Source organism: Pollutimonas bauzanensis (assembly GCF_900129885.1).
Lineage (GTDB): Bacteria > Pseudomonadota > Gammaproteobacteria > Burkholderiales > Burkholderiaceae_B > Pollutimonas > Pollutimonas bauzanensis.
Map to the genome: position 1 here is coordinate 154,658 of NZ_FQXE01000010.1, position 14,899 is coordinate 169,556.

Below are 14,899 nucleotides of genomic sequence, written 5' to 3' on the forward strand. Positions count from 1 at the left end.
CGCAGGGCAGGGGCTGGCCGGCTTCCCGGACAGGCCGCTTGCACCGGCGCGCCGCGGCGCCGCTGTGTACACTACGCGCGCTACCCTCGCTTTTTTTCAGGCCATGACCATTATTATCAACGAAGACCTCCGTGCCTATATCGACCCGCTGACCAATGACGAATTCGCAGCGCTGGAACGCAGCCTGCTGTCCGAAGGGTGCCGCGATGCCCTGGTGCTGTGGGGCGATATTCTGGTCGACGGGCACAACCGCTACAGCATCTGCCAGAAGCACGGAATTCCTTTCAACACCACGCAGAACCACAGCTTCCAGTCCATGGAGGACGTGCACCTGTGGATGATAGACAACCACCTCGGGCGGCGCAGCGTATCGGATTTTCAGCGCGGCGTGCTCGCGCTGCGCAAGAAGGAAATCATATCCGCGCGCCTGGCGCAGGCGCAAGCCCGGCGGGCTTCGGCGGAACTCGCCGATGCCGGCGCCGGCGCCGGGGCCGCGCCGGAGGCCGAGCCGCCCTGGACCCGCGAGCTCGTCGCGCGCGCCGCGCGGGTGAGCAGCGCAACGCTGGGCCAGATCGAGAAAATCCAGAAGACCGCCGCGCCGGAACTGGTGGACGCCGTAAAGTCGGGCGTGATCTCCATCAATGCCGCGGCCGCCGTGGCGTCCCTGCCCAGCGAGAAGCAAGCCGCGGCCGTTGCCGGAGGCAGGAAGGAACTGCGCCAGGCGGCAAGGCAGGTGCGCGAAGCCAGGCTGCCGCTCAGGCCGGAACCAGAGGCGCCGCCCAGCGACGCCACACCCGATCAGATCCGGATCCACCGCCTGACGCTATTGGTCGCCGAACTCACCGAAGAGCGCGACCATCTGAAAAAGAAAGTCCAGCACTTGACCATCGCGCTTGCCGAGGCGCGCGGCGGGACGGCCTGAGGCGGAATAGCGATCCGCCCGAATCGCGGCGATCGCGCCATTCATGGACCATCGGCGGCAAGGCGCGATTTTCCTTACACTACAGGAATCCAGCCAATAAAGCCGAGCCGTGGAAGACATCGTCCAGCTGCGCCCTGAAGGTTTGTACTGTCCAGCGGGGGATTTCCATATCGACCCCTGGGGGCCGGTGGCGCGCGCCGTCATCACGCACGGCCATGGCGATCATGCCCGGGCCGGCATGGGCCAGTACCATACCTCGCGCAGCGGCCTGCCCATTCTGCAATGGCGTTTGCGGGAACAGCAATTCCACTGCCATGATTATGGCGAGGTATTCCAGCTGGGCGATGCGCGGGTATCGCTGCATTCCGCCGGCCATGTGCTGGGATCGGCGCAGGTGCGCATAGAGGCCCGCGGCGGCACGTGGGTGGTTTCGGGCGACTACAAGCGGCAAGCCGACCCGACCTGCGAACCTTTCGAAGTGGTGCCCTGCGATACCTTTATCACGGAATCCACCTTCGGCCTGCCGATCTACCGCTGGCCGGACACCGCCGAAGTCGTCCGCGACATCGTGCGCTGGCGCGATCATTGCGCCGCGCGCGGCCAGGCCGCGATACTGTATTGCTACGCGCTGGGCAAGGCGCAACGCGTGCTGGCCGAGCTGATGGCGCACACCGACAAGCCGGTGCTGCTGCACGGCGCCATTGCGGCTGGCGTGGAAATCTATCGCCGCGCCGGCATTTCCATGATCCGGACACGGCTGGCCGGCGAAACGCCTGCCGCGGCGGATTTCGCCGGCGAGCTGGTGCTGGCGCCGCCGTCGGCGGCGGGCAGCGCCTGGCTCAGGCGCTTCGGCGGCGCGCAGCAAGGCTTTGCATCGGGCTGGATGCGGGTGCGCGGCAACCGCCGGCGCCGCAACATGGATCGCGGCTTCGTCATTTCGGACCATGCCGACTGGCCCGGTCTGATGCGCACCATACGCGACACGGGCGCCCGCCGCGTCATCGTCACGCATGGCGATACACGCGCACTGGTGCGCGCGCTCAATGAAGACGGCATCGCCGCCGAAGCGCTGGCGACCCAGTTTGGCGAGGACGACTGAAACCAATATGGAACGCTTCGCTCTTCTTTACCAGGAACTCGACCGCAGCACCGCCACCCTGGACAAGCGCGCCGCGCTGGTAGGCTACTTTCGCGATGCGCCGCCGCGCGACGCCGCATGGGCGCTATACCTGCTGTCGGGTGGAAAGATCACCAGCCCGAAACGCAAGATCGCCACCACGTCCGAGCTGCGCGCGTGGGCTGCCGCGGCGGCCGGCATGTCGGATTGGCTGGTGCAGGAAAGCTATGAGCACGTCGGCGACCTGGCCGAGACCCTGGCCCTGCTGCTGCCTGATCCCGTCTTCCCCAGGGTGGATATTTCGCTGGCGGATTGGATCGAATTGCGCCTCCTGCCCGTCGCCAACGACGCGCCGCTGGTCCGGCAGGAAGCCATCACCGATGCCTGGCGCAGCCTGCCGCTGGCGCAACGGCTGCTGTTCAACAAGCTGCTGACCGGCTCCCTGCGCGTGGGCGTATCCAGGCGGCTGGTGCAGCAGGCCCTCGCGGAACTTTCGGGCATAGACATCGCCCGCATAGCCCAGCGCATGCTGGGCGCATGGCTGCCGTCCCCCGCTTTCCTGCGCGACTTGCTCACGCCGGAAACATTGCCCACGGACAGCCAGCAGCCCTACCCTTTTTTCCTGGCCTCGCCCCTGGAAAGCCAGGCCAGCGCGCTCGGCCATATCGCAGACTGGATGCTCGAATGGAAATGGGATGGAATCCGGCTGCAGGTGCTCAAGCGGCGCGGCGGCGTAGCGCTCTGGTCCAGGGGCGAAGAACGCCTCGACGGGCGCTTTCCCGAAATCGAGGCAGCCGCGGCGCAACTGCCGCGGGACTGCGTGCTCGATGGTGAATTGCTGGCGTGGCGCGATGACGAGGACACTCCGCTACCCTTCGCCGCGCTGCAGACCCGGATTCAAAGGCTGAAGCCGGGTCCCAGAACACTGCAGCAAGCGCCTGTCCAGGTAATGCTCTATGACCTGCTGGAGCTGGACGGCGAAGACTGGCGGCCGCGGCCGCAGCGCGAGCGCCGTCTTGCGCTGGAAGAGCTGCTGGCGGCAGGCCCCCGCGACTCCCCCTTGCGCCTGTCGCCGCTGGTGGGCGCGGCCGATTGGCACGAAGCGGCGCTGCTACGCGCCGGCGTGCGCGAGCGCGGCGTGGAAGGCCTGATGCTCAAGCGCCAGACCGCGCCCTACCAGGCCGGCCGGCGGCGCGGCGATTGGTGGAAATGGAAAATCGACCCGCTGACGATAGATGCGGTGCTGTTGTACGCCCAGCCCGGCCACGGGCGGCGCAGCACCCTTTATACCGACTATACATTCGGGCTGTGGAACGAGCAGGCCCTGACGCCGGTCGCCAAGGCCTATTCCGGCTTGAGCGACCCGGAGATACTGGAACTGGACCGCTGGATACGCGCCCACACGCTGGAACGCTACGGGCCGGTGCGGTCGGTCGAGCCCCGTCATGTCTTCGAGCTGGCGTTCGAAGCGGTCAATCTGTCCCGGCGGCACAAGTCCGGCATTGCCGTGCGCTTCCCGCGCATACTGCGCTGGCGGCATGACAAGTCCGCGGCGCAGGCGGACCAGCTGGAAACCCTGAAAGCCCTGGCGAAGTAAGGAAAACGGGCCGGCGCGCCCATTGCCGCAAGGCCCTCGGGCGGGCGGCCGCCTTAGTCGTCGAAGGTTTCGTGGGCGGCGCTGGCGCCACGCCGCCAGTAGCTGGCGGCCCGTATGCGCGACTTGTCCAGCCCGCGTTCATGCACCAGATACTGGCGTATGCCCCGGATGGACGCAAACTCGCCGGCGGCCCATACATAGCCATCGCCATCGGGAAGCTGAAGCCGGCGAACCGCGCGTTCCAGAGCGCTTATTCCGTCGGCGGGGTCGACGGCGCAATGCACCCACTGGATGCTCGCATCCGCACGGGTTTCGAGCTCGATCTGGGCGCCGGGATGCCCTGTTTCGATGACGGCCAGTACACGCTTGCCTTCGGGCAGCTCGGCCAGCCTGCGGCCAATGGCCGGCAGCGCCGACTCGTCCCCGATCAATAGATGCCAGTCGAATTCCGGCGGAATGACGAAGGAGCCGCGCGGCCCGGCAATGCCGGCGTACTGGCCCGCGGCGGCTTGAGCGGCCCAGGTCGCCGCGGGGCCGCTGCCGTGCAACACGAAATCAATGTCGAGTTCGCGCGCCGCTGGATCGTATCGGCGCGGCGTGTAATCCCGCGCAATCGGACGCGGCTCTCCTTCGGGGAAAACCGGCCCTTGCGGACCAATGACAGGCAATACGGGCCGGACGCCTGGCGAAGGCGGCAAGAACAGTTTGACATGGTCATCGAACGACGCCGATATGAAATCGGCCAAGTCGTCTCCGGTGAAGGTTACGCGCACCAGCGACGGCGCAAGCCGCGACACGCGCAGCACCTGCAACATCCGCGTCTTGAGAGGATGGCGAACTTTCTGCAGCGCCAATCGTCCAGGGTTCATTAAAGCATTCATATGGTGGTTCCTAAATAGATCGGGAAGGCGCAGCGGCGTCGCCCAGGATTTCGGACGCCGCGCGTTCGAGGACCGCGGCGATCCGCCGTTGCTCGGCGGCGGAGGCGTCGGTACGCCGCAGCAAGGCTGTCTTCAAGGCCCGGCGCGCGGCGACGAACTCAGGCAGCCACCCGTCGGCCTCGACCGCGGCGCGGTCGGTAGCCGCTTCGTCGTTCAGGGCCTGCTTCACCCAGGCCATTTTCCGCGCCATATGCTTGAGGCCGGCGAAGAGCAGTTCGACGCGGTCGCGATTGGCTTCCAGGTGGAGGCGTCCCGGTTCGGCAAGATGGTAGCGCTTGCGGTTTCCGTGCGCCTCTATCGTCGCGTAATCGAGTTCTTCGAGATACGTCAGCGCGGGGTAGACCATGCCCGGGCTGGGGCTGTAAAAGCCATTGGACCGGGCGTCCAATTCCTTGATGAGCTCATAGCCGTGGCTGGGTCGCTCTTCCAGCAGGGCCAGCAGCATCAATTGCAATTCGTCCGAGCCAAACTTGCGCCCGCGCGTCAGGCGCCCGCCGGCGCCATCGCCGCCCATGCCGTCGTCATCGTCCATGGCGCCCCGGCCGCCGCCGTGCCGGCCGTGGTGCCCGCGCAGCGCCAGCCATAGCGCCCGCGCGTGGGTTCCGGATATGCTGTGCTGCAATTTCATCCTGTCGTGGGTATGCATTCTTCGTCCTTTTATATCTTAAGATATGTCGTACGATAGTTTATGACGAGATGGAAGTCAAGGGGCGGGCACCGCCGGCCGGGGTGTTTTACACGCCGCTGTGTCGATATGGGAATGTGACAGTATCATTTCGGTCTTGATCACCGTCCGGTATTTGTCTTATGGCCACCCCCCGATTCTTCTGCCCCGCTGCCCTGGCGGCCAATGCCACCATCGAACTGCCGCCCGAACTGGCGCATCACGCCATACGCGTGCTGCGGCTGAAACCCGATTCGGACATCATCCTGTTCAACGGCCAGGGCGGGCAGTATCCGGCGCGGCTGCTGATCGAAGGCAAGAACGGCCTGGCAGCCGTCGGCGAGCACGACCCCGCCGAGGCCGAACTGGATGGCGACATCACCTTGGTGCAAGGCATTCCCGCCGGCGACAAAATGGATTGGATCGTGGAAAAGGCCGTGGAACTGGGCGCCAGGCGCCTCGTTCCCATTGCAGCCCAACGCAGCGTGCTGCAGCTGACGGGCGAACGATTGCGCAAGCGCATGCAGCACTGGCGCCGGATTGCGCAAGCGGCGAGCGAGCAAAGCGGCCGCAACCGCATCATGGAAATCGACGACCCCCTGCCCCTCCCGGACTACCTGGCGCAGGACGCCAGGCAACAATCAGCCGCCGCGACCCTGTTCTGCCATCCGGGCAGCCCGGATACACTGGCCCAGGCTCTTGCGCCGGGCCAGGATAGCCTGGCGCTTCTGGTGGGGCCCGAAGGGGGCTGGTCGAAAGAAGAACAGGCCGCCGTAGAGCGCCATGGCCTGACTCCCGTCAGTTTCGGCAAACGCGTGCTGCGCACCGAAACCGCCGGCCTGGCCCTGATCGCCGCCGTCAGCGCCCTGCGCGGCTGGACCTAGGGCCGCCGCCCGGAACGCGGGCTCATTCGGGCGAACGCGAGCCGGAATACGGCGTGGGCGATATCCCCGGTTCGGGGTCCGGATGCCTGCCGGCGTGCTCCACGACATAGGTAAAGCACTTTTCATTATTCGAGGCGAACTCCACCACATCGGCGCATACGCCCAGAATGGCTTGGGCATCGTCGCTGAGCGCCGGATCGCCGGAATGCAGATTATGAAACCATAAAAACATGCCTGTTTTCTGGTCCAGCAGGGTATCGCACAGGCAATCGTACAGCGCATCCAGGTTTCCGCCGAAATACTCGGGAAAATCCACGGCCTTGACGACGGCGCGCAATACAGCGGAACGACTTCTGGCCCGGTCACAATCCACCACAAAAGCAGTCATGCCCAGCGCGCCGGCGGCGACTATCACTTCGTCCCGAGAAACTGCGGAAACATCCATCAAACCGCCTTTTTGCAATTTCTTTTGCAATGACTGCGCCTGGTTCATTCTGGCGTCTCCTTGAAAAACGCTTTTACTTCTTCAATACGGCTCATGCTATCGGCTCGTCCCAAACGGATAAGCTCTTGGGTATAGCTGGCCTCGAACAACAAATATGAGATTAGCGCGCCGCCGCTGGCTTGCCTGGAATTCGACGATACACCGATAACGCGGAAAAGGGCGCGCGCAGCGCGCGGCATTTGTTCCAGGTGCGCCAGGGCGATCTCGTCCAGGGACCGGCTGGGTGTAATCGAAAAAGTGCTGACCGGACGCAACGACTGGCTTTTTAATACATTTGGTGGCAACTGCGCAAGCAGCCCGTTTATTCTTTCCATGCGCTCGACATCCATCGAGATGCTGTCCAGGAAGATATTCGACAAGGCGTGCCCGCCAATTTGCGCCAGTGTAGGGTATTTCGTGTCGACCTTGCGCTTTTCAGGATGGGTATCGTCGTTATAGCCCGTGCCTATCACGAATATTTTCTTGGCGCCCAGGTGTATCGCCGGGCTCATGGGGGCCAGCTGCCGCATCGATCCGTCGCCGCACCACGCGGTCTGGCCTCGCACCAGCATGGCCCGGGCGGGAAAGATGAATGGTATGGAACTGGATGCCAGGAGGTGATCCACCCCTATCGCGCAGGGCACGGCTTGCCGCAGCGAACGCTGCCACGGCTTGATGGTGCCGTGCGATTGGTAGAAGGTCAAATGCTCGCCCGTCGTGTAGGCGGTGGCCGTTATGGCCAGCGCATCCAGGTGGTTCCTGGAAAGGTTGTCCCGCAGGCGGTCGAAATCCAGCGTCGCGGACAACAGCTCGCCCAGCGGCTGGTTGTCGAGCAAGGATTGCGGCTGGCGATTGCGCAGGCCCGGCAGCAGCCAGCCCATGGCCAGAATGCCCAGCCACAGCAGGCCGGTGCGCAGCAGGCCCGCCGCATCGGCGCGGTACACCATGCCGGTGTGCAGGTCGCTCCACAGCTTGCGCAGGCGCTCCATTCCGGTATGTGGGTCGTCGGCGAAGCAGGCCATCGCCGCCGCATTGATGGCGCCGGCGGAGGAACCGCAGATAATCGCAAAGGGATTGGCGAAACCCGGCGCGCGGGCCGGGTCGAGGATGTCCATGATGCCCGACAGCACGCCCACCTGATAGGCGGCCCGCGCGCCGCCCCCTGTCAGGATCAGTCCGACGGGCGAACCGCTGACAGCGACCCCGTCAGCTGCTGCGGGGGGTGTTCGCATCGACAACCGTGAGAGCTGCCATGTTCACAATGCGGCGCACGGTGGAGCTGGACGTCAGGATATGGATGGGCGCGTTGGCGCCCAGCAGGAAGGGCCCCACCGCCACATTGCCGCCCGCGGCCGTCTTGAGCAGGTTGTAGGCGATATTGCCCGAATCGACGTTGGGGCATATCAGGAGATTGGCCTCCCCCTGCAATGTGGTCAACGGCATGATGCGCTTGCGCAAGGCCTCGTCGAGGGCGCAATCGCCATGCATTTCGCCGTCGATCTCGAGCCCGGGCTCGCGTTCGCGCACCAGGGCGAGAGCCGCTTGCATCTTGCTGCCCGACGACGAACTGCCGGTTCCGAAATTGGAGCGCGACAACAGGGCGACCTTGGGTTCGATATTCAGGCGCCGCATTTCAGCGGCCGCCGCCACGGTGATCTCGGCGACCTGCTCGGCGTCGGGATTGTCATTGATATGGGTGTCGGCCAGGGCTATGGTGCGCTCGGCCAGCAGCAGTATGTTCATGGCGGCGTAGATTTTGGCGCCGGGCGCCTTGCCTATGACTTCATCGATGAAGCGCAAATGGTCGGCATAGGCGCCCACGGTGCCGCACACCATGCCGTCGGCGTCGCCCAGATGCACCATCATGGCGCCGATCAGGGTCAGCCGGCGGCGCATTTCGACGCGCGCCATTTCCTTGCTGATGCCGCGGCGGCACATCAATTCCCAGTAGGTCGTCCAGTAGCGGTGGAACCGTTCATCGTAGTCCGGGTTGGTCACTTCGACATCGTGGCCCAGGCGCAGGCGCAGGCCGAATTTCTTGATGCGGTCGGCCAGCACGGCCGGACGCCCCACCAGAATGGGTTTGGCGACTTTTTCGTCGACGATGATCTGCACCGCGCGCAGGACGCGCTCGTCCTCGCCTTCGGTGAATACGATGCGCGACTTGCCGCCATCGCGCACCAGCTTCTTGGCGTCCGAGAACAGCGGTTTCATGAAGGAGCCCGAGCGATATACGAATTGCTGCAACTGCTCGGCATAGCTTTCGATATCGGCAATGGGCCGGGTGGCCACGCCGTCCTGCATGGCCGCGACCGCCACGGCCACCGCGATGCGCACGATCAGGCGCGGGTCGAAGGGCTTGGGAATGAAGTATTCAGGGCCGAAGCAGACGCCGTAAGTGCCGTAGGCGGCGGCCACCACATCGTTCTGTTCTTCCTGGGCCAGCTTGCAAATGGCAATGACGGCCGCTTTTTCCATGCCGCGCGTAATGGTGGTGGCGCCGACATCCAGGGCGCCGCGGAAAATATAGGGGAAGCACAGGACGTTATTGACCTGGTTGGGGTAATCGGAGCGGCCGGTCGCCATGACCACGTCGCCGCGCACCGCGTGGGCGTCTTCGGGAAGTATTTCGGGATTGGGATTGGCCAGCGCCAGGATCAGCGGCTTGGCGGCCATCTTGGCGACCATTTCGGGTTTCAGCACCCCGCCCGCCGACAGCCCCAGGAATACGTCGGCGCCGTCGATGACCTCGCCCAGCTTGCGGGCCGGGGTCTCCTGCGCAAAACGCTCTTTGTCGGGGTCCATGAGCGTCTTGCGGCCCTTGTACACCACCCCTTCTATATCGGTCACCCAGATATTTTCGAGCGGCAGGCCCAGGTCCACCAGCAGATCCAGACAGGCCAGGGCCGCCGCGCCCGCGCCCGACACCGCCACCTTGATTTTCTTGATGTCCTTGCCGACGACTTCCAGGCCGTTGATGAAGGCCGCGGAAACGCAAATGGCCGTGCCGTGCTGGTCATCGTGGAAGACCGGGATGTTCATGCGTTCGCGCAGCTTGCGTTCGACCGTGAAGCATTCCGGCGCCTTGATGTCCTCGAGGTTGATGCCGCCGAAAGTCGGTTCCAGGCCGGCGATGATGTCGACCAGCTTGTCGGGGTCGGTTTCGTTGATTTCGATGTCGAACACGTCGATGCCGGCAAACTTCTTGAACAGGACCGCCTTGCCTTCCATGACGGGCTTGGACGCCAGCGCGCCGATATTGCCCAGGCCCAGCACCGCCGTGCCATTGGTGATGACGCCTACCAGGTTGCCGCGCGCCGTGTAGCGGAACGCATTGGCGGGATCGGAGACGATTTCTTCGCAAGCGGCCGCGACTCCCGGGGAATACGCCAAGGCGAGGTCGCGCTGATTCGACAACTGCTTGGTTGGCGTAACGGAGATTTTGCCGGGGCGCCCGTGCTCATGGTATTCCAGAGCCGCTTTGCGAAAATTTTCTTCCATGGTGTTTTTTATAGTCTAGAGTGAGAGACAGACATTCTAGCCTTTGGACGGGGTTTAGAACATGTCTATACGCCATATAAACAACAGGCGCGCTGCCGTTCAGACATCCTGGCCGGGGTAGGGGAATACCTCGGCGGGGTCGAAAAGCGTCTTCACGCGGGCGTCCAGGTCGGCCGCGCGCGTGCCGAGTTCGTCCTGCCCGTTTTTCCGCGAGGAATAGCGTTCGGCATAGGGCGCCTCGACCTGCGGCTGCGCCTGCTCCTGGTCCAGCACTATCCATTCCACCCAGCCCAGGTCGCTGCCATGCCCCAGCAGCAGGTGCGACAGATTGGTGGTTTGCCCGGCGGCGGGCAGCAGGGCGTCGAGGCGGTAGCGGCCGGGCCAGCGCGCGGCCTGCCGGCAAGCCAGCGCATCCGGATGCGCCGCCGTCTGGAACAGGACGGGCACGAGCTGCTGCAGGCGCAAGCCGTCCAGCGGCTTTTGGTTGCGTTCGCCAAAAGGCCCCAGGTTGACGCTGGAGCCGTCGGCCAGCAGCACGCAGGCGTGCTCGATGCCGGACTTGTAGGTTTCACCGGCGTCCCAGTCGCACAGCGTGCGGTCGGCCAGCCAGGCGGCGACGGTGATGTGGCAGGGCAAGTCGGCGAACTGCCGCAGGCCGGCGGCCTCGAGCTCGCCCAGCAGGCAGCCCGGCTGTACAAACCATTTGCTGCCGCCTGGCTCGAGCCGCTGGCAGCCCGCCATATCGCGCCCCGGCTCGACCCAGAGCACGGGCTGGTCATTGAGCCTTGCGGCATGCTGCATGCCGTCCAGCGCCATCACCACCCCATATTCCGCGCACAAGGCCCTGGCCTGGTGCACATCGCTGCCCTGCCTGGGAATAAGGCGGGCGCTGCCGACGCCTTCGTGCATCTCGAATTCGAAAAACGTACCGGCCACCACGCGGCGCACGCGCTGGCAAAACGCCTCCCATGGGTTTTGGGACAAGCGCCTGCCCGTCAGAAAGGCCCGGCGAGAACGAGACTCCATTTTTTACTTCCTTTGAACGACCTTGAAAATGATCAGACGGCAATGCGGGCGCTACAATCTTGCTTTTTGCCTGAGACTGCGCCTTATGCCCCGCCTTGCCAAGCGTACTGAACAAGTGATGCCATTCTACGCTGTGGAACTCTTCAAACAGGCCAGCGCGCTGAATGCGCAGGGCCGCGATATCATCAGCCTGGGAATCGGCGAACCTGATTTTACGGCGCCGCCCCAGGTCGTTGAAACCCTGAACCGGGCCTCGCAGGCCGGGCTGAGCGCCTATACCTCGCCGGCGGGCATAGCGCCCCTGCGCGCCGCCATCGCCCTGTATTACGAGCAGCACTTCGGCGCGGCGCTCGATCCCGACCGCGTCATCGTGACCGCCGGCGCCTCGGGCGCCCTGCTGCTGGCGGCCATGGCCCTGATCGATCCGGGCGACGAAGTCCTGATGCCGGACCCGTCGTATCCGGCCAACCAGAATTTCATCACCGCGGCCGGCGGCATACCGCGGCTGATCCCCTGCTCGGCCCGGCAGCGCTTCCAGCTGGACGCGGCCGCCATACGCGAGCACTGGGGCCCGGCGACCCGCGGCGTGCTGATCGCCTCGCCCAGCAACCCGACCGGCACAACGATAGCCAGGGAGGACCTGCAAGCCTTGATAGGCGAGGTCAGGCAGCGCGGCGGCTTCGTGATCATGGACGAGATCTACCTCGGCCTGTATTACGGCGATGTCCCGCAAAGCGCCCTGACGCTGGACGACAATATCGTCATCATCAACAGCTTCTCGAAATACTTCCACATGACGGGCTGGCGCCTGGGCTGGCTGATCGCCCCGCCGCATATGGTGCCGGCCATCGAAAAGCTGGCGGCCAGCCTGGCCATCTGCGCCCCGTCCCTGGCGCAGCACGCGGCGATCACCTGCTTCGAGCCGGAAGTCATGCGCATCTATGAAAACCGGCGCCTGTCATTCAAGCAGCGCCGCGACTACCTGCTGCCCGAGCTCGAACGCCTGGGGTTGCGGGTTCCGGTCGCGCCCGATGGCGCCTTCTACATATATGCCGATATCCGCCAGCACAGCCAGGACAGCGGGGATTTTTCCCACCGGCTGCTGCACGAGGCCGGCGTGGCGGCCGTGCCCGGCAGGGATTTCGGCCCGGCGCATGCCTCTTACAGCATGCGGTTCTCGTATACGACGGGGCTGGACCGCCTGCAGGAAGCCGTGCAGCGCATGGAACGCTTCCTGGCCTGAGCGCCTCAACGCCCTATGGGGATGCCCGAAGCCAGGGCAATGCGCCGCCTTTCGGCCAGCACCTTGGCGCCATAACCGCCGTCGCTGGGCCCGGTGGCGCCCACGTAGCAGGCCAGGCCGCCCTCTTCCGAACCGCGGCGCTTGATGCAGTCGCGCAGGATTTGCGAACCCACGCGGATATTGGCTATCGGATTGAGCGCGGCGATGGAGCCTTCGTTGAAGGCATCGAATTTTTCCTTGTGGACCTTGGTCATCACCTGCATGAGGCCTTGCGCGCCCACATGGCTTTCGGCGTAGGGGTTGTAGCGGGACTCAATCGCGATCACCGCCAACAACAGCTGGGGATCCAGCTTGGTTTCATTGCCGACCAGGAATGCCGTATTGATCAGCGCCCCGGCCACGCTATGAGCGATTTTGTACTTGCGCGCGATATAGCTGCGCAAGGCCTGCGCCTGGGCCGGGGTGACACCCGCGATGGGCTGCCCCGCCATCGAGGCGCTCAAGGCCTTGCTGAAATTGGGCGGGGCGGCCACGGGCGGCGGCGCCGGTTTCACGGCCGGGGGCGGCGCCGGCCCCCCGGCGGGCGGCGCCGCGGGCGGCGGCTCGGCATCGTCCGCGTCGAAGTCCTCGCCCCCCAGGAATATCCCGCTCTGGTCCGCGCCCAGCGTAGCGAACACATCGCCCTTGAGCCCGTCGGGGCGCAGGACCAGCACCAGCGCCGCGTGCACTTGCCTGGCCTGCTCGCGCAAAGAGGGCACCGTGGCGCTGAGCGCCAGGGTGACCAGCACGGCGATCCCCAAGTAGACGGCGCAGACATGCATGAGCTCGCCCATCTGATACATTGCGCCGCGCGCCGAACGGCTTACCAGACTGCCGGAACCAATCACGGCCATTGCGCCCCTTTCGATGAAATAATGAGACTCGATGTTAACCTTAGCCTGTCGTACTAATGTAACCTGATCGGCGAACTCTGTGAAATACCGTGACCTAAGAGACTTTATCGCGCAACTGGAAAGCGCGGGCGAACTCAAGCGCCTGACGGCTCCCGTATCGACGGATCTCGAAATGACCGAGATCAGCGACCGCGTGCTGCGCGCGGCGGGCCCGGCCCTGCTGTTCGAACACCCCATGCATAATGGATCGCGCGCCGCCATACCGGTGCTGACCAACCTATTCGGCACGCCCAGGCGGGTCGCCTGGGGGATGGGCGCCGAAGACGTCGGCGCCCTGCGCCAGACCGGCGAATTGCTGGCGTCCCTGCGCGAACCCGAGGCGCCCCGCGGCCTGCGCGACGCGCTGGCCAAAGTGTCCATGCTCAAGGCCGCCCTGTGGGACATGAGCCCCAAGTCGGTCAAAGGCGCGCCCTGCCAGGATATCGTCCTCGAAGGCGACGATGTCGACTTGAACCAGATTCCGCTGCAACGCTGCTGGCCCGGCGACATCGCCCCGCTGCTGACATGGGGGCTGGTGATCACCCGCGGCCCCAATGCCAAGCGCCAGAACCTGGGCATCTACCGCCAGCAGCTCATAGGCCGCAACAAACTCATCATGCGCTGGCTGTCGCATCGCGGGGGCGCCCTGGACTTTCGCGATCATGCCCTGGGCAATCCCGGCGCGCCCTTCCCCATTGCCGTGGCGCTGGGGGCGGATCCGGCGACCATACTGGGGGCCGTGACCCCGGTGCCCGACAGCCTTTCGGAATATCAGTTCGCCGGCCTGCTGCGCGGCTCGCGCACCGAAGTCACCCGGGCGCTGGGCAGCGACCTGTCCGTCCCCGCCTACGCCGAAATCGTCCTCGAAGGCCATATATTGCCCTCGTCGGACCCGCGCGCCATCGAGCCGGCAGTGCCGGACGGCGCTTCGGGGCCGCCCGCCAGCGGCTATGAAATGGCGCTGGAAGGGCCATACGGCGACCATACCGGCTATTACAATGAAAAAGACTGGTTTCCCGTCTTCACGGTCGAGCGCATCACCATGCGCCGCAATCCCATCTACCACAGCACCTATACGGGAAAGCCGCCAGATGAGCCCGCCATACTGGGCGTCGCCCTGAACGAAGTCTTCGTGCCGATACTGAAACGAACCTTCCCCGAGATCGTGGATTTCTATCTGCCGCCCGAAGGGTGCAGCTACCGCCTGGCGGTCGTGTCCATACGCAAGCAATACCCCGGCCACGCCAAGCGCGTGATGTTCGGCATATGGAGCGTATTGCGCCAGTTCATGTACACGAAATTCATAGTCGTGGTGGACCACGATATCGATACCCGGGACTGGAAGGAAGTGATCTGGGCCATGACTACCCGCATGGACCCGGTGCGCGATACCCTGCTGGTCGAGAACACACCCATCGACTACCTGGATTTCGCCTCGCCCGTGTCCGGCCTGGGCGGAAAGATGGGCATGGATGCCACCAACAAATGGCCGGGCGAAACGCAACGCGAATGGGGCACGCCCATACACATGGACGCCGCCGTCAAAACGCGGGTGGACGCCATGTGGGGCGAATTGGGATTGTAAGGC

The 14,899-nt window shown here is 64.8% G+C and carries 13 protein-coding genes; 6 read left to right on the forward strand and 7 right to left on the reverse strand.

All coding sequences use genetic code 11. From position 1 onward, the window contains the following. Positions 1-103 precede the first annotated feature (103 nt). The 3 genes from BUB23_RS17750 to BUB23_RS17760 all read left to right on the forward strand — a co-directional run bounded on the left by BUB23_RS17750 (position 104) and on the right by BUB23_RS17760 (position 3,636). Positions 104-922 carry a ParB N-terminal domain-containing protein gene (locus BUB23_RS17750; RefSeq protein WP_073105534.1) on the forward strand — a complete coding sequence of 273 codons (819 nt, stop codon included), beginning with the start codon at positions 104-106 and terminating at the stop codon, positions 920-922. 109 nt (positions 923-1,031) lie between these two features. Continuing rightward, on the forward strand, positions 1,032-2,021 hold the full coding sequence (locus BUB23_RS17755) for a ligase-associated DNA damage response exonuclease (protein ID WP_073105537.1): 990 nt from the start codon (positions 1,032-1,034) through the stop codon (positions 2,019-2,021). 7 nt (positions 2,022-2,028) lie between these two features. Continuing rightward, the gene (locus BUB23_RS17760; protein WP_073105540.1) at positions 2,029-3,636 is read left to right on the forward strand and encodes an ATP-dependent DNA ligase; all 1,608 of its coding nucleotides are present in this window, start codon (positions 2,029-2,031) and stop codon (positions 3,634-3,636) included. A 53-nt stretch (positions 3,637-3,689) separates the two neighbouring features. Here BUB23_RS17760 and BUB23_RS17765 read toward each other — a convergent pair whose 3' ends face one another. Beyond that, entirely contained in the window at positions 3,690-4,505 is an 816-nt protein-coding gene (locus BUB23_RS17765; protein ID WP_143161032.1) for a siderophore-interacting protein, read from the reverse strand. Between the two features lie 22 nt (positions 4,506-4,527). After that, on the reverse strand, positions 4,528-5,223 hold the full coding sequence (locus BUB23_RS17770; RefSeq protein WP_073105545.1) for a PadR family transcriptional regulator: 696 nt from the start codon (positions 5,221-5,223) through the stop codon (positions 4,528-4,530). Positions 5,224-5,384: 161 nt separating this feature from the next. Between BUB23_RS17770 and BUB23_RS17775 the strand changes: the two genes are divergently transcribed. Further along, the gene (locus tag BUB23_RS17775; RefSeq protein WP_073105546.1) at positions 5,385-6,125 is read left to right on the forward strand and encodes a 16S rRNA (uracil(1498)-N(3))-methyltransferase; all 741 of its coding nucleotides are present in this window, start codon (positions 5,385-5,387) and stop codon (positions 6,123-6,125) included. A gap of 22 nt (positions 6,126-6,147) precedes the next feature. Here the strand turns inward: BUB23_RS17775 and BUB23_RS17780 are convergent, their stop codons facing one another. From BUB23_RS17780 to BUB23_RS17795, 4 genes are all read right to left on the reverse strand, one after another. Continuing rightward, complete coding sequence (locus BUB23_RS17780; RefSeq protein WP_073105548.1) at positions 6,148-6,618, reverse strand: barstar family protein; 471 nt, start codon at positions 6,616-6,618, stop codon at positions 6,148-6,150. Then, complete coding sequence (locus BUB23_RS17785; protein WP_073105551.1) at positions 6,615-7,841, reverse strand: patatin-like phospholipase family protein; 1,227 nt, start codon at positions 7,839-7,841, stop codon at positions 6,615-6,617. The genes BUB23_RS17780 and BUB23_RS17785 overlap by 4 nt, the downstream gene beginning before the upstream one ends. Further along, positions 7,816-10,110 (reverse strand): NADP-dependent malic enzyme, encoded by a 2,295-nt coding sequence (locus tag BUB23_RS17790; protein ID WP_073105553.1) that lies wholly within the window; start codon positions 10,108-10,110, stop codon positions 7,816-7,818. The genes BUB23_RS17785 and BUB23_RS17790 overlap by 26 nt, the downstream gene beginning before the upstream one ends. A gap of 99 nt (positions 10,111-10,209) precedes the next feature. Next, positions 10,210-11,136, reverse strand: a complete 927-nt coding sequence (locus tag BUB23_RS17795) for a hypothetical protein (RefSeq protein WP_073105556.1) — start codon at positions 11,134-11,136, stop codon at positions 10,210-10,212. Between the two features lie 85 nt (positions 11,137-11,221). On the opposite strand from BUB23_RS17795, the gene BUB23_RS17800 reads away from it, so the two are divergent. Then, positions 11,222-12,379: a pyridoxal phosphate-dependent aminotransferase gene (locus BUB23_RS17800; protein WP_073105559.1), complete on the forward strand. Its 1,158-nt coding sequence runs from the start codon at positions 11,222-11,224 to the stop codon at positions 12,377-12,379. 5 nt (positions 12,380-12,384) lie between these two features. Here the strand turns inward: BUB23_RS17800 and BUB23_RS17805 are convergent, their stop codons facing one another. Beyond that, entirely contained in the window at positions 12,385-13,272 is an 888-nt protein-coding gene (locus BUB23_RS17805) for a transglycosylase SLT domain-containing protein (RefSeq protein WP_073105565.1), read from the reverse strand. Between the two features lie 79 nt (positions 13,273-13,351). Between BUB23_RS17805 and ubiD the strand changes: the two genes are divergently transcribed. Continuing rightward, the gene (gene ubiD / locus BUB23_RS17810; RefSeq protein ID WP_073105569.1) at positions 13,352-14,896 is read left to right on the forward strand and encodes a 4-hydroxy-3-polyprenylbenzoate decarboxylase; all 1,545 of its coding nucleotides are present in this window, start codon (positions 13,352-13,354) and stop codon (positions 14,894-14,896) included. Positions 14,897-14,899: the final 3 nt, after the last annotated feature.

Coding starts and splice junctions, on each gene's coding strand:
- BUB23_RS17750 (WP_073105534.1), top strand. CDS start 104: ATGACCATTATTATCAACGAAGACCTCCGTGCCTATATCGACCCGCTG.
- BUB23_RS17760 (WP_073105540.1), top strand. CDS start 2,029: ATGGAACGCTTCGCTCTTCTTTACCAGGAACTCGACCGCAGCACCGCC.
- BUB23_RS17765 (WP_143161032.1), bottom strand. CDS start 4,505: ATGAACCCTGGACGATTGGCGCTGCAGAAAGTTCGCCATCCTCTCAAG.
- BUB23_RS17770 (WP_073105545.1), bottom strand. CDS start 5,223: ATGCATACCCACGACAGGATGAAATTGCAGCACAGCATATCCGGAACC.
- BUB23_RS17775 (WP_073105546.1), top strand. CDS start 5,385: ATGGCCACCCCCCGATTCTTCTGCCCCGCTGCCCTGGCGGCCAATGCC.
- BUB23_RS17780 (WP_073105548.1), bottom strand. CDS start 6,618: ATGAACCAGGCGCAGTCATTGCAAAAGAAATTGCAAAAAGGCGGTTTG.
- BUB23_RS17785 (WP_073105551.1), bottom strand. CDS start 7,841: ATGCGAACACCCCCCGCAGCAGCTGACGGGGTCGCTGTCAGCGGTTCG.
- BUB23_RS17790 (WP_073105553.1), bottom strand. CDS start 10,110: ATGGAAGAAAATTTTCGCAAAGCGGCTCTGGAATACCATGAGCACGGG.
- BUB23_RS17795 (WP_073105556.1), bottom strand. CDS start 11,136: ATGGAGTCTCGTTCTCGCCGGGCCTTTCTGACGGGCAGGCGCTTGTCC.
- BUB23_RS17800 (WP_073105559.1), top strand. CDS start 11,222: ATGCCCCGCCTTGCCAAGCGTACTGAACAAGTGATGCCATTCTACGCT.
- BUB23_RS17805 (WP_073105565.1), bottom strand. CDS start 13,272: ATGGCCGTGATTGGTTCCGGCAGTCTGGTAAGCCGTTCGGCGCGCGGC.